Below are 19836 nucleotides of genomic sequence, written 5' to 3' on the forward strand. Positions count from 1 at the left end.
TTGTGGATAATCCGGCCGACAGCGCGCGAAGGGATGTAGGTCGTCAGAAGAACAGAGACAACAAATAGGCGAAAATCAATCCGAAGACGGAAACCAGGGTTTGGACCATCATGTGGGTCTTGGTGGCCTGCCCAAGCGTCATGCCAAAACTTTCTTTCACGAACCAGAATCCCGAGTGGTTGACCCAGTTGAGGCCGATGGTTCCGGAACCGATGGCTATGACTATGAGTGCTGTGTACGGATCCGAATATCCGTCGACGAGCGGTGCCAGCACTCCGGTGGCGGCGACGATACCCGCAGTGGCCGAACCGGTGCAGAAGGACAGAAGTAGGCCGATAAACCAACCCAGGAAAATAAGGTTCAGCTCGAGGGACGAGGTGATATCGACGATGGCGTCCCCAATGCCTGAGTCTTGCAAGGCTTGGTTGAACGCGCCCCCACCTGCGACGATCATGACGACGCTGGCCACAGAGCCCATACTGCTGGTCAAAGATTTACGGATCTGTTTGCCGGAAATCTTCGCTTGATAAGCAACAATCACGGACGCGAAGAGGACACCGACCAGCATGGAGACCGCAGGGTTACCAAAAGCTTCCGTGATGGTGTCCAGGTGAGAGTCGGGGGCGAAGAGCAAGACCACAGAGTTGACCAGCATCAAGATGACCGGAACCAAGATACACACGACCGCGAGTCCACTAGGCATAGTTTTAGCCGGCGATACCTCAACGACCGCCGTGGCCACGTCTTCCGAGGGCTGTTTTGCCACTGACCCTGTCGGCTTCGTAGACGATTCAGCGGCAAAAGCTTCTTCGAGGTCCGTGCCGGTGAATTGCTTGACGAGGTGCTCCGGCGGCTCGAGCTTTATATGGGGTGCGACGAGTTTGGCGTAGACCGGCCCCGAGAGTATGACGGTCGGTACCGCACATACCAGCCCGAGCAGGATGGTCGTGCCGATGTTGGCTCCGAGTCCGTCGACGGCGATGACCGGACCTGGGTGGGGCGGGACCATTCCGTGCAAACAGCACAGCGCGGCGATGGCCGGCATCAAGATTCTGAGGTACCACATCTTTGGGCGACCTGACTGGACCTCAAGGCGCAAGGCCACTGAGTAGATCACCGGCATCAGGACGACCAGCCCGACTTCGAAAAACATCGGAATTCCGACCACAAAAGCGGCCAGAGTAGTGATCCATGGCGCAGCCCTCGGGGAGCTGTGGGAAAGAATGGTGTCCGCGATCTGGGCTACAGCCCCGGAGTCGGCCAACAGCCGACCCAACATCGCGCCGAGGAAGATCACGATGCCGGTTTCGCCCAAGATGCTTCCGGCACCGTCTGTCAATGTTTCCGGGATCTCGCTCAGCGGTTCACCGGCGGCCAGTGCCGTCAGGAAGGCGACGACGACTAGGGCCAGGAATGGATGAAGCTTGGTGCGCCAGTTGATCAGAAAGATCAACACAACGATGGCACAGAGCAGGACCGCGACAAGGTATGCGGGTGTGTCAGTGATCATGAACACACCGTACAGACGAGTTCACTTGTTGGCTAGTGGATACACCCGGATTTATAAATATCTTTACCGACAGCTGTGTATTTTGTTAGCCCATTTCGTATACGCTTGTATTCCTATAGATACAGACTTGCCATGAAGGGTGGTTACACAGTGTCCGGCACGGAGCAAAAATACGAGGCAGACGTGATCGTCGTCGGTGGAGGCAATGCGGGATTCACGGCAGCCCATGCGGCGGCCAAGAACGGCCGACGAGTACTTCTCTTGGAGAAGGGCACCAGCGACGATGCTGGTGGCAATAGCTTCTACACGGCCGGCGCAACCCGGATTACGCATCATGGGCTCGAAGACCTCAAGGACTTCATTGAACCCGACGCACGTCACGCAATGACCACGGTTCCGCCATACACTTCCGAGGACTACGCCGCCGATCTTGATCGGGTCACCGAAGGTCGCAACGACAAAGAGCTGACCAAGGTGCTCCTCGAGGAAGCCACCGAAACCCTACGATGGTTGCATTCGCTGGGGCTGAAGTACCGGCTGATGTACGAGCGTCAGTCGTATCAGAACCCGGACGGAACGTATCTCTTCTGGGGCGGGTTGCACGTCGGAAACGTCGACGGCGGTCAGGGCCTGATGGCCGACCACACTCGTGTTGCGGGCGAACTGGGTGTCGAGATCCGGTACGGAGTGCGCGGGAAAGAACTGCTCACCGAAGATGGCAAGGTAATAGGCGTGAAGGCAGAGGTCGGGGGGAGGGAGATCAACTACTCGGCCGAATCCGTCGTACTGACGGCCGGCGGTTTCGAGGCTGATCCGGAAATGCGCTCCCACTACCTGGGGCAACGGTGGAGCCACGCCAAAGTACGGGGAACGCCCTATAACACTGGAGACATGCTCAACGCGGCCTTGGCAGTTGGGGCCGAGCGTGGCGGCGACTGGTCCAGTTGCCACTCGGTCCAGTGGGACGCCTTTACTCCCCACAATGAGAGCAATCGGGAGCTGACCAACAGGCTTACCCGCCAGTCCTATCCTTTGGGCATTCTGGTCAACAAAAACGGCAACCGCTTTCTCGATGAGGGCGCGGACTTCCGCAATTACACCTACGCCAAGTACGGCAAGCGCATCCTCGAGCAGCCGGATGCCTTGGCTTTTCAGATTTTCGATGCCAAGACCCGTCCGATGTTGCGTGAAGAAGAATACGAGATGCCGGATATTTCGGAGGTCACCGCCGGGACGGTGGGCGAGTTGGCTGAAAAACTCGGTGTCGATCCCACCCAACTCCAAAAAACCGTCTCGGATTTCAACTCCCGCATTAACGTCGAGGCCGAATTCGACCCCAACGTTAAGGACGGCCGCAGGGCTGACGTAGAGCCGCCCAAGAGCAACTGGGCGGAGGCGATCGACACTGCACCGTTCTTTGCCTATCCGGTCACTTGTGGTATCACCTTCACCTTTGGAGGTCTGAAGACCGACACCCATGGCAGGGTTCTCGACCAGCGCGGACAGCACATCAAGGGACTCTACGCGGCAGGTGAGATGCTCGGCGGGCTCTTCGCCAACAATTATCCAGGAGGTTCCGGCTTGGCGGCCGGTTGCGTCTTCGGCCGCAGGGCCGGACAGGTCGCGTAGCGAGATCAAACGACTCCCCTGTATCCTCAATCCAGACGAAGACCGGGCTGCGGCCGGTCGCATCGTTATGGATTTGGGTTTCCGGAGACATCGAACAGACGAGGAAAGAAATGGCACGAGGGGCGGCGAACGGATTCGATCGCAACGCTATTTTCGAGAAACTGCGTCAAGAGATCATCGAAGGAACCTTGGAGCAGGGCTCGCCGTTGAAGGAATCTCCGCTCGCAACCCGGTTCAATGTCTCCCGAACCCCGGTCCGAGACGCATTGGTGCGGCTGGAACAGACCGGTTTGGCGGTACGGGGGAATCGTGGCCTTGCGGTGAAAAGCATCGATCCGCAGTCGGTCGTACAGGTCTATCGGCTTCGTATTCTGCTCGAAGAAGAGGCCGCCGGGCAGGCAGCAGAGAACCGAACGTTCAATGACGTCATCAGCTTGCAGGCCCTCATGTCTCGAGACAAAGAAGTGGATCAGGACGACGAGCAGGCCCTGGTCCGGGCCAATCTGGATTTTCACGAAGCCGTCTGGCAAGCGACGCAAAACAAGCTACTAACCTCGTTGCTCAACGAAGTCACAGGTCAGGTAGTACACGCTCCGAAATCTACGCTTTCGGTCGGAAATCGCTGGGCCGAGGCGCTGGAAGAACACGAAGCGCTGGTGAAGGCCATCGAAGATCGAGAGATTGCCTCGGCACGCCGTATAGCCCGCCAGCACTTCGAACAAGCCCTCCACATTCGGATGAGCCTGCTCCGAGAATCCGTACGTCAACGCATCGACGGTTAACAGGATTCGGCGGTATGGTTTCGGGCAAAGGCCTCATGTCCAAAACAATCGTGGCGAGCATCGACGGCCAGGACTAGTCTCAGGTCATGACGAACACAGGTGGGGCGGCCCTGGATGCCCCACGGATGGACGCAAGCAAACTGTATTGTGACCGACGCGAATTGCACAGTGATTCCACGCTCGCCGAATGCCCGCCCAGCCCGGCGGCCCTGCCCTGATGGAAAGACTGTGGGGGCGTGTCTGAAAAACTCACAGGGATAAAATTCGGTCTATACATCGCCCGGAGCGAGCTGGCTCCTCCGCATAGCCATAAAGGATCACGAGCGGCCCTACCCATCCTGACGCGTATAGCCGAGCCTTACGCATGGGGGGCATATCCCCTACTCGAGCGGTCCTCCGCGGTTCAAAAATTTATTCTCTCGAAGAGGACCTCTTTACAAGACCCTCATCACTTTCGATTGACTCGACAAATGAGTAAGGAGGCCAGGGTCCCAAAAACCTGATGGTGACAGCGGAATTCTCGTTCTTGATCGCAGAAAGCTCTACTCCCAGATCATGTTTCCGTTCTTCTTCAACCAGACATGAAGCGCTCAGCACAGGGACTAGATCCTGTTGCCTGGAAGGGTGCCGGTATTCCTGGATCTGAACACAATGCGCCGCCACTCTGGCACGATAACCCGGGTATGCTTGGTCGGCAGCCATGTCCGCAGTTTCTTTCGAGATTTTTTCCAGGCGTTTTTGGAGCAATCGTTGCACTCCCGCAGGGCGTGACTGCAACTCCGTCTGGAGCTGACCTATGTTCGGATCCTCAGCAGCCACCTGGGACCGGTTCAACGATATTTCGACACGCAACTCAGACTTTCCTGCCAAGGAGCTGAGCCTGCCCGTCAGCGTTTTTTCGGACGTTGCGAGCCATGATTTCAGTTGCTCTTCGGCCGATGCTCCGTGGTCATCATCTGACTGGACTATGACATTGAAGGACATAGGAAGGACCGCTCCGGCCGCCTCCCACCCTTCTTCGACCACGTCGCTATGCTGCAAGACCCACCGCTTGACGTCCTCGTCTGGGCCATCGTAGGGACCGCCTTCGTGGGAGTGAACCACGGCACGAGGGCCGGTTTCATTGCCTACAATATGCAGTGGGGCGTCGTCGATACCCGTGGTTTGAGGTTGGTAGTCCCCGTCAGGCACGATCGAATATACGTAAAGCTTGTTGTCTGTCATGTGACGTTCTTTCGGTCTTCCTCAGCCCACCGGGCCGGGTTGATGAGCTTGTCGACGACCTCGTCGACGACGTCGTCGAGACCGCGGTGCAGGTCATCGACCGATGCACTGATTCCGTGTTCTGCCTTCAACTGATCCATCGCCTCGTCAAGTTCCATTAAGGCTTCGCCGAGTCGATTTTGTTCCTCCTCGGTAAGATCTCCACCCTCCATCCGTCGGACGGCTTGGGTTTCGAGGGCCTCTTGAATCACCTCGACCAAGGTCACTACGAGCGTGAGAACACCGTGCTTGAGGCTTTCCTCGTCAATTTGAAGTGCCATGCCATACCTCTGCTACAACTTGTTCTTGGGTGATGTCGTTTCCGGTGCCGGATCAGCCGAAAGCGGTTCCCGGTTCCCCCACCATGCGGCGAGACTCTGTTGCCAAGTCTCAAGGTCTTCGGTGGCCAAAACAGTGGTGCCGTGTTTGGTCGTGAGACTCAATACCACGGGTTGGTCAGTCGGGTTGTCGCGGGACTCGGTTTCCAGATCCCACACGTCCCTGGGGTGCAAGCGGACTAGGGCTCGGCTGTCCATCGGCGATTTCCAAACCAGCCCTTCGCCCTCGCTCAGCGTGGCCTGCCCGGCGCGCCATACGATGTCACCGGCGCGAGATTCGAGGAACCAAACCCGACCTTCATGCAGCGGACCGGGCTGCGGAGCTTCAGCCTCCAGAGATTGCGACATACTCGTATGTCTTAGCTGCTCCTTAACCAGGCCGATCAGTCGTTCCGGGTCCACGGCTGAGAGCTTGGCAGTACTAGCGTCGCGGAGCTCGACGTGAATGCGAGTTCGATGTTCTCCGCCGATTGAGCGTTCATTGAGCGGCCGAATCGAGGTTATGTCGGACAGGTTTGCCTCCCACAAGGTCTCCTGCGGATCTCGCCGATGGATAATCAACCGATGGTTGGTCAGGTAGGCGCTCCCTGGCCTCCACGTCCTATAAAAATTGTCCTGGTAATGCCCGCCGGCCATCTTGGCGATGACTTCTTCGCCTTCGCCCATAGGTAGATGAGCCGTCATCGACTTTCGGACCCAGGCTCGAGTCTGTTCGTCCCACTGACGCATCATCCCGTATTCCAGCATCGTCTCGATGCCAGCGATGGTAGTTCTCAAGTTCACCCCTATCAGGGGAACGTCAGCCACCGAAATAATGAGATCAAGGTCGAGGTACACTCCTTTGTTCAGGAGCACCTCAATCAAATCAGGAAGTGTTGCCCGTGGATCTCGACTGGGCTGCATCGCCGCGGTGTCGGTCATTAAAGGTTATTCTCCTGCCTGGAGGCCGGAACTCGAGAAATCTTCGGGCCGTTGCTCAGGCGTTTTCGAACTTAGAGACTGGTCCGAACCCTGCCGACTCAGCTCTTTGGAACGCGCGCTCTGCCAACCGCACCAGGGGCAGTACTCATTCATCAGTTGCCTAAGTTCGGCGCGCTTTCCGCATTGGGGACACGTGTCCTTCTGCTCAATTGCTTCTTTCCAAGCCACAGTTTCTCTGTCGGTCCCCGCCGGGAAGTCCAGGCCGTACCGCGCGGCGGTCTCAAACGAGGCCAAGGCCGCCCGGATCCGGATCCCCAGCAGCTCCACTCCTGCTACTGAAACCATGATGTCAGCGTTAAGCACCAGACCCTTGTCGAGAAGGGTCTCAACGACCTGCAGAAGAGTACCTTCCCGATCCCGCTGTGGCTCCATAGCATTATTCGAGGTATTCGCTACGCTCATCAGTAGCTCCTTTGGTCATGACAGCCCACCCCGGCGTATTCACTCGGGATAGGCATGTTGGTTCAGTCGGAGGGGTGACCACGTACATAGCGGTCCTTTCGGTCATAAGCAACGATGTCTCCCTCAGCATCTAAATCCACTTCGTAGATGGCCAGCAGATCAGCAGTATCGGGGATGCGGCGGGACTCCACCACCTCCAGTCGAACCACCCACCCTTCACCGCTCTTCTTGACCCCGACGACCGACTCGGGTTGGCGCCGAGTTAAGTCGACAAATTGTTCAAGCGCGGATTTGACGGCTTTGCCCGCAGAGATCTCCGGCCTTGCGTTACTCGGCGACCTGCTCCCCTTGGGCTGTTCTCCCGGCGTTTCTTCGTGATGCTCATGGCCGGATGAACTCTCATGCTCAGATGAAGGTCGTTTGTCCGGCGTGTGGTTAGAGTTCGTAGCCGAGGGTTTGCGCCGACGAGGCTCATCGCTGTGGTTTGCGGGCCGTCGGTTCCGATCCTCCGACTGTTGCTCTGCGGAATCGTTTTTCGCCGTGGATGTGGGGCGTTGGTCGTTCATCTTTGCTCCTTAGATTTATTACGCCTAGTGGCCTCGAGGAGCCGCCCGACTAGTTCCCGCTCCAACTGATCGGCTTCTGAATTATCAAGGCGTCCGTCGCGACGGGCCTCGGCTACTTCTTCCAGTTGGCGGCGGATCCTGCCTCGGTCGTAGAACTGCTTCTCGGCTTCGTCACGCACCTGTTCGGCGACCCATACGGTCCCACGAAGAGGAGCGAATGGGGCTGAGAAAATCGCAGAGAAAATACCCATCGAAATGCCTCACTCGGAGGTTTCGGGGAGGAAATCATAGGGCGCCTGGGGACCAAGCAGTCGAAAGACCAGCCTTTGTTGATTCTGTTCTGCCAGTTCTTCCACAGCCGACTCGAAATCCTCGGTCGCATCGTTTTCGATGAGTACGGCCACCTCAACGACGTCTTCGGCCTGTCCAGCCTCGCGAACGACGTGTTCGGCGGTGACTTTCTCGATCCTTTCAAGCAGAGGTTCAGCCTCAGTAGAACGTTTGACGTCGAAAGCTGCGACGATAATCTCTCCTAAACGAATGCGCTGGGGACGCGTTTCATCCTCGCTGGTGCCAGCGATAGCCGCGCGAAGCTCTGCGGCTTCCCCATTCTCCTCAACGATCTCCCGCAATACCCGCTCGCGGTCGAATCGCACGAGCAGCGTGTACTGCGCGTGTCCCTTGAGCCGAACGAGACTGTCATAATACTTCTGCTCGTTGGGGTCGAGGACATCTCTGGTTATGTCATCGGGATCGGGAACCACAGTCCCGAATGCCAGTGGCAGAATCGGCTCATTGGCACCGATCCGGTCCAGGACGGTGGTGTGGGCCACCAGGTTGTTCGGCGTGCCCAAGTCTTCGACGGTGTCAACGTCGCTAACTACTGCGCCGAGTCGACCGGAGCTAATCTTGCGGACGGACTGGTTTTGAACGCCTTCAAGGTCGAACTGCTCCCCCGAATCGTTAAGGATGATCCCGTAAAAGTACGTCTCCCTCGATGGGGCGGCCATGTCATTCATTCTGCATTTTCGCTTTTCTTCCGCACCGGGCGCTTGGCTTGCCTTTGCGGTTGCTCGTCTTGTGCGTCCGCGTCTTTATTGGACGTGAAGGCATTCTTGACTCCTTCGACCGCGCCTTGGGTTTTGCCCTTGGCCCCGCCCTGCGTCATGCCTTCAAATAGTTCGGGGAGATCCCGCCCGCCCTGCTGGGTCAGGTCCAGACGGTTCGTTGCTTCGGCGAAGCGTAGGTAGGTATCAACGCTGGCGATGACGATGCGAGCGTCAATCGTGAGGATTTCAATCCCCACCAAAGAGACTCTTACGTAGATGTCGATCACGAGACCTTTGTCCAGGATGATCTCTACAACGTCGGCAAGGGAGCTCGATGACGGTCGATCGACATAGCTTCCGCGAGAACGTTCAGCAGTGCTGTTGGTCATTTTCGGTACCTGCAATCTTTCGGGATGAGCGAACTACTAATCGCGTTCGTTCTCTTCATCAGCTGGTGATTCGTAGTCATCGTCTGCATCGACGTCCTCGCCTTCGCCGGCGGGCTCATCTTCGACGGGTTCTTCTTCTGCCTCTGGAGAATCCTCTTCCTCGACGTAATCAGCTTCCTCCTCGGCGGGCTCTTCAAGCTCGTCCTCGTCTTCACCGGAATCCTGGTCTTGGAAGTCTTCTGAATTCTCTTCGTCCTGAGGCTCTTCGGACTCGTTCTCCTGGTCGGCTTCCTGCTCTTCTTCCAGCGCGTCCTCATGGGACGTTACGAGTTCACTGTCGCGTATTTCTCCGCGCCAGCCTTCCACCCCGTCAGGATCAAGGATCGTATCCGTCATGACGTGGTGGACGAAGAACTTCATCTCCAATCGGAACCGACGGCCCACGGCCCGCCAAATATTGCCGGTGCGCTCCATGAACCCCTGAGGGTGGTATTCACCGATGACGACCATCCGAGTCAGTCGCGGCGCGACTTCGTGGAAGGAAACGCTTCCGCTGATATATCCTTTATCACCGGTGGATTCCCAGACGATATGGGAGTCGGGAACCTGCTCGACAATGGTCGCCTCCCAAGTACGGTGCGACCAGAAGACCTGACCTTTGAATTTGAGTTTCGTATCCTCAGTACGCTCGACGCTCTCGACTTTTTTCATAAAGTCCGGCCAGTCCTCGAATTGGGTGAAGGCGTTATACGCGACCGAAAGCGGCACTCCAACCTCGGCCCATTCGACGATATTCATGAATTTGTTGTCGCTGGAGCCACTGCCTCCGGAGCTACCACCCCCGAAAACACCCTTGACCTTGTCTTTCGCTCCCGCGGTCGCAGCCGATACAGCCGCTTTGGCGGGAGACTCGCCCTCCGCGATCTTTTGGGCGCCAGCTTTGGCAGCCTCACCGCCGGATCCACCATTTCCATCGAACCGGTCTGCGAGCTGATCAACCTTACCGCTGGCCGAACTGATCGCTTTACGTCCAAGGGTCTGAGCATAATCGGCTACTTGCCCTTTGAGGCCTCCAAGGACCGTGTTGTCGCTCATGCTGAATCTCCCTTGCGGTTGGATGAAGCGCTCTTCCTTGTAGTGGTGGAGCGCTTAGTCGTGTTCTGCGATTTGCTCGCCGATGATTTCGCAGTGGTACCCCGCTTTGAGGCGCCTCGCGCGGACCCCGAACCGCGCTTAGCGGCGCCCTGGGAGGAAGAGGACCGTTTTCGTGCTGGGCGCTTCGGTTTTTCCTCAGCAGCAGGCTCCTCCTCAGAAGGCTCCTCCTCAGCAGCAGGCTCCTCCTCGGAAGCCTCCTCCTCAGCAGGCTCCTCCTCAGCAGCAGGCTCCTCCTCACCTAATTCATCCACAGGTTCCTCGCCGGGAGGTGCTTCTTCTTCCTGGACGTCGTCTTCGGGGGCGCCCTGTGGCTGGTCTTCAACTGGCGCGTCGGACTCGGCCTCGTCCTCCGCGCCTTCGGGTTGCAAGCTCTTCGCGGATTCGTCGAGGGACGCTTTCAGCCTGTCCGTTCGCTCTTGCAGCTTGGCGCCCAGCTGGTCGGCTCCCCGCGTTGCCAGACCCTTTGCCGCGTCCTTGCCAGAATCAGCGAGACGCCCAGTGATTTTTTCCCCCAACTCTTTGAGCTCAGGAGTGGACTGGGCAAACTGAGTGAGAGCTCCTGTCAATTGTTTGCGCTTGCTGAAAGCCGTGGTTCCAGAAACCGTACTTGCGACCACCAGGGCAAGCTTCAGCTTCTTGGCTCGTCCGAGCAAATAACCGCCTAAAAGCAGGCCTGCAGTCTTCGTTTTTTTGTCCATGCTGCATCTCCGAACCCGTGCTTCGTAGCACTGCTAGCTAGTGAGGATTTACCTATCCTTGGTTTGCTCAGTCTTCCAGCTCCAGGCATTCCTGGCTATAGAAATATTGCAATTTTTGGCGTTTGACTAGCGGAAACGCTGGCACGGCACACATTATGGGCCATAATCTGAAGGCCCAAAGTTCAAATTCCGAGATGGGGGAGGATGTATCGGTCGAGTGACCGACGCGTCCGGAGTTGACCTAGCCGGGCTTTTTCGATCAATCTCACCAATTTTTCTTCGATATAGCCGATCACGAGCCAGATCAAGGGTTCTCTTGCCCCGCCTGCCCATGCAGTCCGGGACGTCGAGAGCAAAGGCCCCAAATGGATGAGGGTCAACCGATCAACAGGCACCAGGGGTGAATACTCATGTGATGTTCGACGGCCCATCCGGTTCTGGCACGGAAGCTCCCATCGCGGAGCCACCTCACGAACGGGAGAGATCCGCCCAGGTCAGTCCTCAGTCTCTGAACAACTGGCCGTCCGAGATCCAGACGCTGAGATCCTTCAAATTCGGGTCAATCTCACGGGTCTGTTCGATATTCGCCGCGTAGGCGTCGGTCTGCGCAAGCCACCGGAACATGGTGAACATTTCTTCCTGATCCTGGATGCTCTCCAACGGCAAGGCCTCGTATCTGGTCGGGACGGAAGCCGCCTCCGCAATCACCTCAGCGACGGCCTCGCCAGTAAGCTCATCTGCGGCAATTTCTATTACTCCTTCGGGCACAAGCTCAGGATCTTGTAATACCGCGGCGGATACACGTCCTATGTCATCGACAGCGATCATTTGCAAGGGCACGTCTCCCGGCATTGGCATACGGACCACAATCGAACCGTCGTTGTCCTTCTGTGCCATGCCGAGCAAATTGTCCATGAAGAATACTGGCCGAATTACCGTCACGTGTACGCCAGAACCTAGGTTCTGAAGTTCTCTCTCAACCTGGTACTTACTGTCGAAGTGTGGGATACCCGTATCCCTCTCCGCACTGCCGACAGAGCTGAACACGATCCTGGCGACTCCCGCTTCAATAGCTGCATCCGCGAGGGCCTTTCCTTGGCCAATCTCGGCAGCCGCGCCATCTGTGCCGAAAGGTGTGGTCATGAACCACAATGCGCCGAGACCTTGCATCGCTGGCGCAAGCGTATCGGGCTCATCCAAATCTGCCCGCACGACCTGCGCACCACGCTCCGCCAGCCGCTTAGCGGCCTCAGACTCGGGTCGGCGGACCAACGCACGAACCGGCATCCCCAGGTCCAAAAGAGCGGTCGCCGTCGCGCCGCCTTGTTTCCCCGTGGCAGCGAACACCCCATAAACGAACACTTCGTTTTTGTGTTTTTTACTCATGTCGGGTTTTTCCTCTCGTCAACTTGCTGTTTACTCGTCGGTTTAGGTGGCCACGCGAGTGAGTCACACTGTTGGCTATGGCCAAGTAGAAGGCACTCTAGACCCCCCGGTCCGTAGCAAGATCACCTGGGAACCAAAGTTCAGCTCCCCAACCCGATACCTCGATGCCAAGGGGAAGGCGAGAGGCACTCATCCTTCCCTGTCTCAATGGAGATCGGCGGTAACGCCAGACATGGAAATTCTGTTCACAGGTCAGCACTCCACTGCCCTATCCTTGTTGCCACGTGTCCAGCCCATTGATCAAGATTTCGGTTGGTTCAGGCCCGGAAGCGGTATTCGCGAAACTCTGGGGGCCTGATCCGCCAAAAAGCCGTAACCTCGGTCAGATGGTCGCGCCCTTCTGTTCGCGCTCACCGCCCGACGGGAAATGGGCCAGCAATAGTTCGTGTGCTGTCATAACCCTTGACTTATCCGGTCGCGTGCTTTGGGGGCGACTCGTCAAGCCCCCATACCGCCGAAGAGCGCGTGACCGTCGTATCGTATAACGGCTGTTCAGTTAGCCAGCTTGTTCAAACTCAGCCTTCATCGTCGCCAGCGTGCGTTGGATGTTTTTCCGTTGGAAATCCGCGAAGGGCTTGCCGCCGGTGACGGCTCGGTCGAACACACCGGCCAACCAGTCGGGCCACTTCGTTCGTTGATCGGTCCAGGTCTCGGTGACGCGAGTGCCACCGTCGACTTCTTCGAAGCCGTAGGCCCACCGGGCGATCCCGCCGCGCAGAATGGGCGAACGAGGCCCGATCTTGCGCACTTCGAAGGCAAAGCTCTTCTTCGGCACGGATTCGATCACGACGCACTGGGTAATCCAGCGAGCCCTGCCGCGATGGTTGGTGCCGTTGAAAACCTCGCCATCGTTCAATGGCCGGCCGCCCTCCGGCCCCACTGCCCCGGTATTTTCTGGACTCCATCGGGGCATCTGCGTTGGATCGGCGACCTGGTTCCAGATCGTCTCAGCGTCTGCTCTGATCACCACGCTGTCGCTTACCTGCATTGTGCGGTTCATTCGGGTCCTCTCCTCAATTGACTCCACACTAGGCCGCCTTCCTCGGCGGTGTATACCTCGCCTCCCGCGTAACCCGCGGGAGGATCCAGTGGCACCGTGGGTCGACGGCCTACCGCGCCACGCATGCGGCTCTCTGCGTCTCAGCGAGCCCGGTCTACAGGATCAAGGACGCTCGATGCCATGGACTTTACGGGGCGCGGTACCCATACTGGCCGCATGGCTATTGATCCAGACTTTGCGCCCAATTCCCTGCCTAACGAGGTGGCTCTGCTGGTCATCGGCAGTGGGCCGGCAGGGATGGCCGCGGCTCGGAGCTATGCCGAGGGCGGCGGGGTCGGAACGGTGCTGGTCCTCACCGCCGACGCGGACCCACCCTACGAGCGGCCCCCTCTGAGCAAAGAGATGTTGGCCGGCGAACAGGCCGTTCACCCGCGGCCCATCAATGAGGATCCATTGCCTGATCAAGTCATGCTGCGGTTGAAGTCCGAGGTCACCGGCGTGGACCGTAAAAGACGTACGGTGCACTGCGAAACTGTGGAGGGACAGTGCAGCGTTCGGTACTCACGGTTGGTGATAGCGGTTGGCTCCCGGCCAAAGGCGCTGCCCGGCGCCGACGACGACGCGCAGGTCCATCTGCTGCGCTCGTTGCAGCAGGGACGAGAATTGGTGGACGCAGTCGATGCAGCACGCACTGCCGTGGTGGTCGGATCCGGATTCATCGGCTGTGAGGCGGCAGCGTCTCTGGCTGGCCGCGGCGTTCGGACGACCATGGTCACTCCGGAATCCGCCCCGCAGGCTGCCCGGCTGGGGCGGACTGCCGGAGACCGTGTGAGCGGCTGGTTGCGGGAGGCCGGGGTCGAGCTCCGCACGGAGGTGCAGGTCGAGACGGTGCGCGCGCCGTGCACGGTGCATCTGGACGACGGTACGGTGCTCACTCCGGACCTGATACTCGCCTCCGTCGGGGTCGAGCAGAACGGTGACCTGTTCGCCGATGCCGGGTTCCGGGTGGAGCAGGGCCGCCTGGTCGTGGACGAGCAATTGCGGGCCGGCCCGGCGGAGTGGGCTGCCGGTGATGTGGCACAAGCCCAGCACGCGGTGGCCGGGCGGCAACTCGCCGTCGAACACTGGGGAGACGCGCTGAGCATGGGGGAAGTTGCGGGTCGCAACGCCGCGGTGGCAAGCACTGGCATTGGAGAACCACGAGCATGGGACGCGATTCCCGGATTCTGGTCCGTCATCGGCGAGCACACGCTCAAGTACGCGGCTTGGGGTGACGGATACGCGACCGATCACCCGGTCGAACACGGGGACGGCTTCACCGTGTGGTATGCGGACGAGGACGGAACGCTCGTCGGAGTGCTGACGCATGAGGCAGACGCGGACTACGACCGCGGAAGCGAGTGGATCAAGCAGAAGCGTCCAGTGCGTGAGGTCGCATCTTGAGGTCAAGGACTCGAGGGCCTGCGGTCAAACAGAGTCTCGACGGAGGCAGGCTTCATAACCTGCCTGGCCACGCGTAGTGTGCGGATATGGGACCTCATGACTTGAGAAGCTTTGGAACCGGGTTCGCCGCAGGAATCGGAGCGACGGCAGCCGCTCTGTTGGGCAGGACCGTGATGACCGCCGTCAGGACAAGCAAGGGCCATCCTTGGAAGCACCGGATTCTCGACTTGAGCTCGAGCCTGCTTCAGAAAAAATATCCTCTCGATGCGATGAGCACCTATCTCGACGGCCTACACATGTATGCGGATGACATGGGGCGCCAAGTCCAGGCGGCCCATTTCTGCATCCACCTGCACCACGATCTCCATCAATGCGTGATCTTCGATCGAAATTCGGCCGACGCGCGTCTGATCGGCATCGAATACATCATCAGCGAGGAGCGGTTCCGCACCCTTCCCGAGGATGAACAGAGGCTGTGGCACAGTCATCATTACGAGATCGCATCCGGGATCCTCACGGCTCCGGGTGTGCCGGAGATCGCCGAACACGCGTATTTCCGGGACTTGGTCACCACGTATGGGAAAACGTTTCACACGTGGCAGTACGATCGCGAGGACTTCCCGTATGGGATTCCGCAGCTCATGATGGCTTTGACCGAGGACGGCCAGGCCGATGAGGAACTCGTCCACGAACGCGACCGCCGACTTGGCATTTCCACACGGCGCCAACGTGAGAAACGCCAGGACATTCCCATCCCAGACGTCGCTCGTGAGGCGAACCCCTGGGAAAGCGGGCGCACCGTGCAAACGACACTGGACCAGGTGGACTTCAGACGGTAAGGCAAGTCCCAGCGAGACCCCATTCAACCCCACGAAAGCGAGAAGACCGTGGTCAGTTCACAGGACCTCACGCTCGAAGAAAAGGCCCAGCTGCTCAGCGGCAAGGACTTCTGGACCACCAAGAACATCGACCGGGTTGATGTCCCGTCGATCATGCTCACGGACGGCCCTCATGGCCTCCGCAAGCAGGCTGGCTCCAGCGACAATCTCGGTATCAATGAATCCGTTCCGGCGACTTGTTTTCCGCCCGCCGTCGCACTCGGGTCAGCGTTCGACCCGGACCTGGCAGAACGGGTGGGCCAGGCACTGGGCGTCGAGGCGGCCATTGAGGACGTCTCGGTACTTCTGGGCCCTGGGGTGAACATCAAACGTTCACCCTTGTGCGGCCGTAATTTCGAGTATTTCTCCGAGGATCCGTACCACGCGGGGACGGTTGCCGCGGGGCTCGTACAAGGTATCCAGTCGCAAAACGTCGGTGCTTGCCTCAAACACTTCGCGGCAAATAACCAGGAGGAAGACCGCATGCGGGTTTCTGCGGACGTCGACGACCGCCCGCTCCGAGAAATCTACTTCCGCGCTTTCGAAAGAGTCGTCAAAGAAGCCGAGCCGTGGACCGTGATGTGCTCCTACAACAAAATCAACGGCACATACGCTTCGGAACACTCCTGGTTGTTAACCGACGTACTGCGAGAGGCCTGGGGCTTCGATGGAATGGTGGTCTCCGACTGGGGAGCCGTCCACGACCGTGTTGCGGGCGTCAAGGCGGGGATGGATCTCGAGATGCCGTCGTCGGATGGCATCACGGATGCGCAGGTTCTCGACGCGGTACATGCAGGCCGGCTGGAGGCAACCTTGGTCGACCGGTCGGCCCAGCGCGTTCTCAACCTGATCGAAAGGTCCGGCCGGCGGGTGAAGCCATCGGGTCCGCTCGACGTCGAGGCTCATCACCGCATCGCCCGCGAGGCCGCCACGAGATCGGCTGTCCTGCTCAAGAATGACGGCCAGACCCTTCCCCTCAAGGATGGACAGAGCATAGCCCTCATCGGCGAGTTCGCACGCACCCCTCGTTTCCAAGGCGGCGGTTCTTCTCATATCAACCCGACCCGTGTGGACACGGCCCTCGACACCTTCTGCGAGAAGGTCGGTGAGCAGGTCGACTTCGCGCCGGGTTTCACCTTCGATGGGAAAGGCTCCGAGGCACTCCGCACCGAGGCCGTGGAACTCGCTCGCACGAAGGACGTCGCGGTCGTGTTCCTGGGACTGCCCGACGCCGCCGAATCCGAGGGATTCGACCGAACAACCCTTGATATCCCCGCCGATCAGTTGGAACTCCTGAACGAGGTCGTTGCGGCCAATCCCCGGACCGTCGTCGTGGTCTCCAACGGCGGCGTCGTGGCTCTACCCTTCGCGGATTCGGTTCCCGCCATTGTGGAAGGCTGGTTGCTCGGCCAAGCAGGCGGGTCGGCTCTCGTGGACATCCTGACCGGCGAGGCCGCTCCTTCAGGGCGCCTCGGAGAAACCATTCCCTATCGCCTCGAGGACACCCCAGCGTTCGGGAACTTCCCCGGGGAGTTCGGACACGTCCGCTACGGGGAGGGAATCCACGTCGGATACCGCTGGTACGACAAGAGGAATTTCGAGGTAGCTTTTCCTTTCGGACATGGGCTGGCCTATACGAACTTCGAGTACGGCTCCCCCACGGTTTCCGTCAACGACCACGACGACGTCGAGATCCGCGTGCGTGTCACAAACACCGGCCAGCGGTCCGGCCGTGAGGTAGTGCAGGTTTATGTCGGGCCGGAGAATTCAGCCGTTGATCGCGCTCCTCGGGAGCTGAAGGCTTTCGTCTCGGTCGAGATCGCTGCCGGCGAGTCACGCGATGTCGCCCTGACCATCGACCGGGCGAACCTCGCCTACTGGGACATTCGGGTCGACCGTTTCGTCGTCGAGGGAGGCACATACCGGGTTGAGGTCGGAGCTTCCAGCCGGGACATTCGAGGCGAAGCCACCGTGGAACTCAACGGCGACGAAGTGCGCCTCCCCCTCACCGCACAGTCTTCGCTGGCGGAAATCCTCGCGCACCCGACCGCTGGTCCCAAGATGCGAGAACACCTGATCTCCTTCTTGGGTTCGACCGCGGACGGCGATGCGTCGGGGGAACAAGACATGGAATCGCTGATAGGTTCCCTCCCGGTGGGCCGACTGGTCAGCTTTGGCGTGCCGAAGGAGCAGGTCAAGCAATTGATCAGCCTGGCCCAGCAATAATCCGTTTTCGCGGGGGCAGCCCGGCAGATCTGAGGCCGGCCGGGCCCAGCAACGGACATGGTCGCTGAGACTTCTACCAGGTGCAAGGAAGGTCAGATGGCTACGATCTCCACCTGCACTTGCGGAACCGCGCTCAGCCCATCCGGGTCCGAGCCGCCTGAGCGATACGGATGAACTCGTGGATGTCGAGCCGCTCGCCGCGCAACGAGGGGTCGACACCCGCCGCCTCGAGAATTTCCCCCGAGAGGGCCGAGGATCCGGCCCACCCGGCGAGTGCTGCACGCAATGTCTTGCGTCGTTGGGCGAATGCGGCGTCGATGGCCGTGAAGAGGACTCCACGATCGACGTCGGCCAACGGCTTGTCTCGGCGCGTGAATGCGACCAGGCCGGACCGGATCTTCGGCGCAGGCCAAAACACGTTCGTGCCGATCACTCCGGCCTTCGTGACATCGGCGAACCATGCTGCCTTGACGGATGGCACGCCATAGATTTTGGATCCGGGCTGGGCCGCGAGCCTGTCAGCCACCTCGTCCTGAACCATCACCAAACCGTGTTTGATGGAGGGGAACCGGTCCAAAAGATTCAACAGCACCGGTACCGCAACGTTGTACGGAAGATTGGCGACGAGTGCATCCGGTGTTTCGGGGAGCTCATGCACTTTCATCGCGTCCGAAAGCACCACATCGAGTCGAGCTGCATCCTCGGTCCGAAAACGCTGAACGGTTTCCGGAAGCTGCCGTGCCAAAGGCGGATCAATCTCCACGGCGACGACGTGCCTCGCGGAGTCGAGAATGCCCAAGGTCAGCGAACCGAGGCCCGGTCCGACCTCAAGGACCGTCTCGTTCGGCTGGATCTTGGCCGTCGCGATGATCCTGCGAATCGTATTCGGGTCGATCACAAAATTCTGACCGAGAGTCTTGGTCGGCCTGATGCCGGCCCGCTCCGCGAGGTCTCGGATCTCGGCGGCACCCAGAAGAGCTGTTTCCATCACTTCACGGATTCTACAGGCGCACGAGCATTGCTTTAGCGGTCACGAGAGAATCCGGGGGCGCCCCACGAGCCGTAGACGTCCATGGAGTTCTCCCGGATTTGCGTGCAGAGGTCCGCCAGATCGTCTTGTCTGCGTTGAGCCATGTATCGCACCGTGTAATTGGTCATGTATGAGGCGTTCGGACGTCCCCTGTACGGGTGCGGGGTCAGGAAGGGCGCATCGGTCTCCGCGAGGATCAGTTCTGCCCGCGCGCGTTCCAGGGATTCTTGGACTCCGTGAGAGTTCTTGAACGTCACGGTTCCGGAAAAGGACATGTACCAGCCGTTCCGGTTGCACACGTCGGCCAGTTCCGGCCCGCCGGAGTAACAATGAAATACGGTACGTTCGGGGGCGCCTTCGTCCTCCAGGATCGCGACGACGTCCTCATGCGCATCACGGTCATGAATTTGCAGGGCAAGCCCCAATTTCTTGGCCAACCGGATGTGCCGCCTGAAACTGTCTTGTTGCGCCTCGCGACCGTCTTCATCGGTTCGGAAGTAGTCCAGCCCCGTCTCACCGATGGCCCTCACCCGCTCGGAGGCCGCCATGGCTTCCAGTTCGGCGAGGGCATCATGGAGCTTTCCGGCTTCGGCCAGACCCGGTGCTTCGTTGGGGTGGATCGCGACCGCGGCCAGAACGCGTGCGTCGGCCTCGGCTGCGGTGACGGCGTAGGCGGAGGAGATGAGGTCGCAACCGACTTGCACTATGGCGCCTATTCCAACGGCTTCGCCCGTATCGAGCGCATCCTTGGCCGAGATCTCGACTTCTCCGTCCAGGAGGTCCATGTGCGTGTGGTCGTCGATGACAGGGGAAGGAAGCGGTTCGGGCGCGGGCGGAAAAACAAGGTTGCGAGAGCGACCGTCGTCTGCGGCGGTTCCCCTTCGGCGAGTCCCTCGGCCGGACTGTTCCTCGGCGATCCCCGTGTACCTCTCTGCTTCGTATGCCGGCGGCGTCTCTCCGGGGACGATCTCGGGACGGCACGCGGGGTCGGGCCACAAGGAATTCATCAGGTCGACGGCGTCGGGGGCAAGTTCTCGCCACGAGGCGTTGG

General features: G+C 59.4%; 21 protein-coding genes. 6 read left to right on the forward strand and 15 right to left on the reverse strand.

Features of this window, described 5'->3' with window-relative positions; all coding sequences use genetic code 11:
* Positions 1–43: 43 nt before the first annotated feature.
* On the reverse strand, positions 44–1510 hold the full coding sequence (locus EWV35_RS12015) for a GntP family permease (RefSeq protein ID WP_165168560.1): 1467 nt from the start codon (positions 1508–1510) through the stop codon (positions 44–46).
* 132 nt (positions 1511–1642) lie between these two features.
* On the opposite strand from EWV35_RS12015, the gene tcuA reads away from it, so the two are divergent.
* The 3 genes from tcuA (at position 1643) to EWV35_RS13540 (ending at position 4139) form a co-directional block, all read left to right on the forward strand.
* Positions 1643–3139: an FAD-dependent tricarballylate dehydrogenase TcuA gene (gene tcuA, locus EWV35_RS12020; protein ID WP_129662221.1), complete on the forward strand. Its 1497-nt coding sequence runs from the start codon at positions 1643–1645 to the stop codon at positions 3137–3139.
* Positions 3140–3249: 110 nt separating this feature from the next.
* On the forward strand, positions 3250–3921 hold the full coding sequence (locus EWV35_RS12025; RefSeq protein WP_129662223.1) for a GntR family transcriptional regulator: 672 nt from the start codon (positions 3250–3252) through the stop codon (positions 3919–3921).
* 86 nt (positions 3922–4007) lie between these two features.
* Positions 4008–4139 carry a hypothetical protein gene (locus EWV35_RS13540; protein ID WP_274542962.1) on the forward strand — a complete coding sequence of 44 codons (132 nt, stop codon included), beginning with the start codon at positions 4008–4010 and terminating at the stop codon, positions 4137–4139.
* 193 nt (positions 4140–4332) lie between these two features.
* On the opposite strand, the gene EWV35_RS12030 is transcribed toward EWV35_RS13540, so the two are convergent.
* The 12 genes from EWV35_RS12030 to EWV35_RS12085 form a co-directional block, all read right to left on the reverse strand.
* Positions 4333–5145: a GvpL/GvpF family gas vesicle protein gene (locus tag EWV35_RS12030; RefSeq protein ID WP_129662225.1), complete on the reverse strand. Its 813-nt coding sequence runs from the start codon at positions 5143–5145 to the stop codon at positions 4333–4335.
* Positions 5142–5465, reverse strand: a complete 324-nt coding sequence (locus tag EWV35_RS12035; protein WP_129662227.1) for a gas vesicle protein K — start codon at positions 5463–5465, stop codon at positions 5142–5144. The genes EWV35_RS12030 and EWV35_RS12035 overlap by 4 nt, the downstream gene beginning before the upstream one ends.
* A gap of 12 nt (positions 5466–5477) precedes the next feature.
* A complete protein-coding gene (locus tag EWV35_RS12040; protein WP_202976094.1) occupies positions 5478–6443 on the reverse strand; it encodes a gas vesicle protein in 966 nt (321 codons plus the stop codon).
* Between the two features lie 6 nt (positions 6444–6449).
* A complete protein-coding gene (locus tag EWV35_RS13545; RefSeq protein WP_274542963.1) occupies positions 6450–6905 on the reverse strand; it encodes a gas vesicle protein in 456 nt (151 codons plus the stop codon).
* A gap of 62 nt (positions 6906–6967) precedes the next feature.
* Positions 6968–7471 carry a gas vesicle protein GvpO gene (locus EWV35_RS12050; RefSeq protein WP_129662229.1) on the reverse strand — a complete coding sequence of 168 codons (504 nt, stop codon included), beginning with the start codon at positions 7469–7471 and terminating at the stop codon, positions 6968–6970.
* Complete coding sequence (gene ccmI, locus EWV35_RS12055) at positions 7468–7722, reverse strand: c-type cytochrome biogenesis protein CcmI (RefSeq protein ID WP_129662231.1); 255 nt, start codon at positions 7720–7722, stop codon at positions 7468–7470. The genes EWV35_RS12050 and ccmI overlap by 4 nt, the downstream gene beginning before the upstream one ends.
* Positions 7723–7731: 9 nt before the next feature.
* Positions 7732–8481 carry a GvpL/GvpF family gas vesicle protein gene (locus EWV35_RS12060; RefSeq protein WP_165168562.1) on the reverse strand — a complete coding sequence of 250 codons (750 nt, stop codon included), beginning with the start codon at positions 8479–8481 and terminating at the stop codon, positions 7732–7734.
* A gap of 5 nt (positions 8482–8486) precedes the next feature.
* A complete protein-coding gene (gene gvpJ, locus EWV35_RS12065; protein ID WP_129662235.1) occupies positions 8487–8909 on the reverse strand; it encodes a gas vesicle protein GvpJ in 423 nt (140 codons plus the stop codon).
* A gap of 36 nt (positions 8910–8945) precedes the next feature.
* A complete protein-coding gene (locus tag EWV35_RS12070) occupies positions 8946–10004 on the reverse strand; it encodes an SRPBCC family protein (RefSeq protein ID WP_129662237.1) in 1059 nt (352 codons plus the stop codon).
* Positions 10001–10762 (reverse strand): hypothetical protein, encoded by a 762-nt coding sequence (locus EWV35_RS13225; RefSeq protein WP_165168564.1) that lies wholly within the window; start codon positions 10760–10762, stop codon positions 10001–10003. The genes EWV35_RS12070 and EWV35_RS13225 overlap by 4 nt, the downstream gene beginning before the upstream one ends.
* Before the next feature lie 501 nt (positions 10763–11263).
* A complete protein-coding gene (locus tag EWV35_RS12080) occupies positions 11264–12148 on the reverse strand; it encodes an NmrA/HSCARG family protein (RefSeq protein WP_129662240.1) in 885 nt (294 codons plus the stop codon).
* A 556-nt stretch (positions 12149–12704) separates the two neighbouring features.
* Positions 12705–13208 carry an SRPBCC family protein gene (locus EWV35_RS12085; RefSeq protein WP_129662242.1) on the reverse strand — a complete coding sequence of 168 codons (504 nt, stop codon included), beginning with the start codon at positions 13206–13208 and terminating at the stop codon, positions 12705–12707.
* A 216-nt stretch (positions 13209–13424) separates the two neighbouring features.
* Between EWV35_RS12085 and EWV35_RS12090 the strand changes: the two genes are divergently transcribed.
* The 3 genes from EWV35_RS12090 (at position 13425) to EWV35_RS12100 (ending at position 17755) form a co-directional block, all read left to right on the forward strand.
* Positions 13425–14651 (forward strand): NAD(P)/FAD-dependent oxidoreductase, encoded by a 1227-nt coding sequence (locus EWV35_RS12090; protein ID WP_129662243.1) that lies wholly within the window; start codon positions 13425–13427, stop codon positions 14649–14651.
* 86 nt (positions 14652–14737) lie between these two features.
* Complete coding sequence (locus EWV35_RS12095; RefSeq protein ID WP_129662245.1) at positions 14738–15490, forward strand: OBAP family protein; 753 nt, start codon at positions 14738–14740, stop codon at positions 15488–15490.
* A 48-nt stretch (positions 15491–15538) separates the two neighbouring features.
* Positions 15539–17755: a glycoside hydrolase family 3 C-terminal domain-containing protein gene (locus EWV35_RS12100; RefSeq protein ID WP_129662247.1), complete on the forward strand. Its 2217-nt coding sequence runs from the start codon at positions 15539–15541 to the stop codon at positions 17753–17755.
* A 133-nt stretch (positions 17756–17888) separates the two neighbouring features.
* On the opposite strand, the gene rsmA is transcribed toward EWV35_RS12100, so the two are convergent.
* Together rsmA and EWV35_RS12110 are read right to left on the reverse strand one after the other, a co-directional pair.
* Complete coding sequence (rsmA, locus tag EWV35_RS12105; RefSeq protein ID WP_193554112.1) at positions 17889–18743, reverse strand: 16S rRNA (adenine(1518)-N(6)/adenine(1519)-N(6))-dimethyltransferase RsmA; 855 nt, start codon at positions 18741–18743, stop codon at positions 17889–17891.
* Between the two features lie 35 nt (positions 18744–18778).
* Positions 18779–19792 (reverse strand): TatD family hydrolase, encoded by a 1014-nt coding sequence (locus tag EWV35_RS12110; RefSeq protein ID WP_238654524.1) that lies wholly within the window; start codon positions 19790–19792, stop codon positions 18779–18781.
* Positions 19793–19836: the final 44 nt, after the last annotated feature.

The organism is Rothia uropygialis, assembly GCF_004137765.1.
In the GTDB taxonomy this organism is placed as follows: Bacteria; Actinomycetota; Actinomycetes; order Actinomycetales; family Micrococcaceae; genus Rothia.

What these genes read in the sequence shown, in the direction of transcription:
- EWV35_RS12015 (WP_165168560.1), bottom strand. Translation starts at nt 1,510, where the DNA reads ATGATCACTGACACACCCGCATACCTTGTCGCGGTCCTGCTCTGTGCC.
- tcuA (WP_129662221.1), top strand. Translation starts at nt 1,643, where the DNA reads ATGAAGGGTGGTTACACAGTGTCCGGCACGGAGCAAAAATACGAGGCA.
- EWV35_RS12025 (WP_129662223.1), top strand. Translation starts at nt 3,250, where the DNA reads ATGGCACGAGGGGCGGCGAACGGATTCGATCGCAACGCTATTTTCGAG.
- EWV35_RS13540 (WP_274542962.1), top strand. Translation starts at nt 4,008, where the DNA reads ATGACGAACACAGGTGGGGCGGCCCTGGATGCCCCACGGATGGACGCA.
- EWV35_RS12030 (WP_129662225.1), bottom strand. Translation starts at nt 5,145, where the DNA reads ATGACAGACAACAAGCTTTACGTATATTCGATCGTGCCTGACGGGGAC.
- EWV35_RS12035 (WP_129662227.1), bottom strand. Translation starts at nt 5,465, where the DNA reads ATGGCACTTCAAATTGACGAGGAAAGCCTCAAGCACGGTGTTCTCACG.
- EWV35_RS12040 (WP_202976094.1), bottom strand. Translation starts at nt 6,443, where the DNA reads ATGACCGACACCGCGGCGATGCAGCCCAGTCGAGATCCACGGGCAACA.
- EWV35_RS13545 (WP_274542963.1), bottom strand. Translation starts at nt 6,905, where the DNA reads ATGAGCGTAGCGAATACCTCGAATAATGCTATGGAGCCACAGCGGGAT.
- EWV35_RS12050 (WP_129662229.1), bottom strand. Translation starts at nt 7,471, where the DNA reads ATGAACGACCAACGCCCCACATCCACGGCGAAAAACGATTCCGCAGAG.
- ccmI (WP_129662231.1), bottom strand. Translation starts at nt 7,722, where the DNA reads ATGGGTATTTTCTCTGCGATTTTCTCAGCCCCATTCGCTCCTCTTCGT.
- EWV35_RS12060 (WP_165168562.1), bottom strand. Translation starts at nt 8,481, where the DNA reads ATGGCCGCCCCATCGAGGGAGACGTACTTTTACGGGATCATCCTTAAC.
- gvpJ (WP_129662235.1), bottom strand. Translation starts at nt 8,909, where the DNA reads ATGACCAACAGCACTGCTGAACGTTCTCGCGGAAGCTATGTCGATCGA.
- EWV35_RS12070 (WP_129662237.1), bottom strand. Translation starts at nt 10,004, where the DNA reads ATGAGCGACAACACGGTCCTTGGAGGCCTCAAAGGGCAAGTAGCCGAT.
- EWV35_RS13225 (WP_165168564.1), bottom strand. Translation starts at nt 10,762, where the DNA reads ATGGACAAAAAAACGAAGACTGCAGGCCTGCTTTTAGGCGGTTATTTG.
- EWV35_RS12080 (WP_129662240.1), bottom strand. Translation starts at nt 12,148, where the DNA reads ATGAGTAAAAAACACAAAAACGAAGTGTTCGTTTATGGGGTGTTCGCT.
- EWV35_RS12085 (WP_129662242.1), bottom strand. Translation starts at nt 13,208, where the DNA reads ATGAACCGCACAATGCAGGTAAGCGACAGCGTGGTGATCAGAGCAGAC.
- EWV35_RS12090 (WP_129662243.1), top strand. Translation starts at nt 13,425, where the DNA reads ATGGCTATTGATCCAGACTTTGCGCCCAATTCCCTGCCTAACGAGGTG.
- EWV35_RS12095 (WP_129662245.1), top strand. Translation starts at nt 14,738, where the DNA reads ATGGGACCTCATGACTTGAGAAGCTTTGGAACCGGGTTCGCCGCAGGA.
- rsmA (WP_193554112.1), bottom strand. Translation starts at nt 18,743, where the DNA reads ATGGAAACAGCTCTTCTGGGTGCCGCCGAGATCCGAGACCTCGCGGAG.
- EWV35_RS12110 (WP_238654524.1), bottom strand. Translation starts at nt 19,792, where the DNA reads ATGAATTCCTTGTGGCCCGACCCCGCGTGCCGTCCCGAGATCGTCCCC.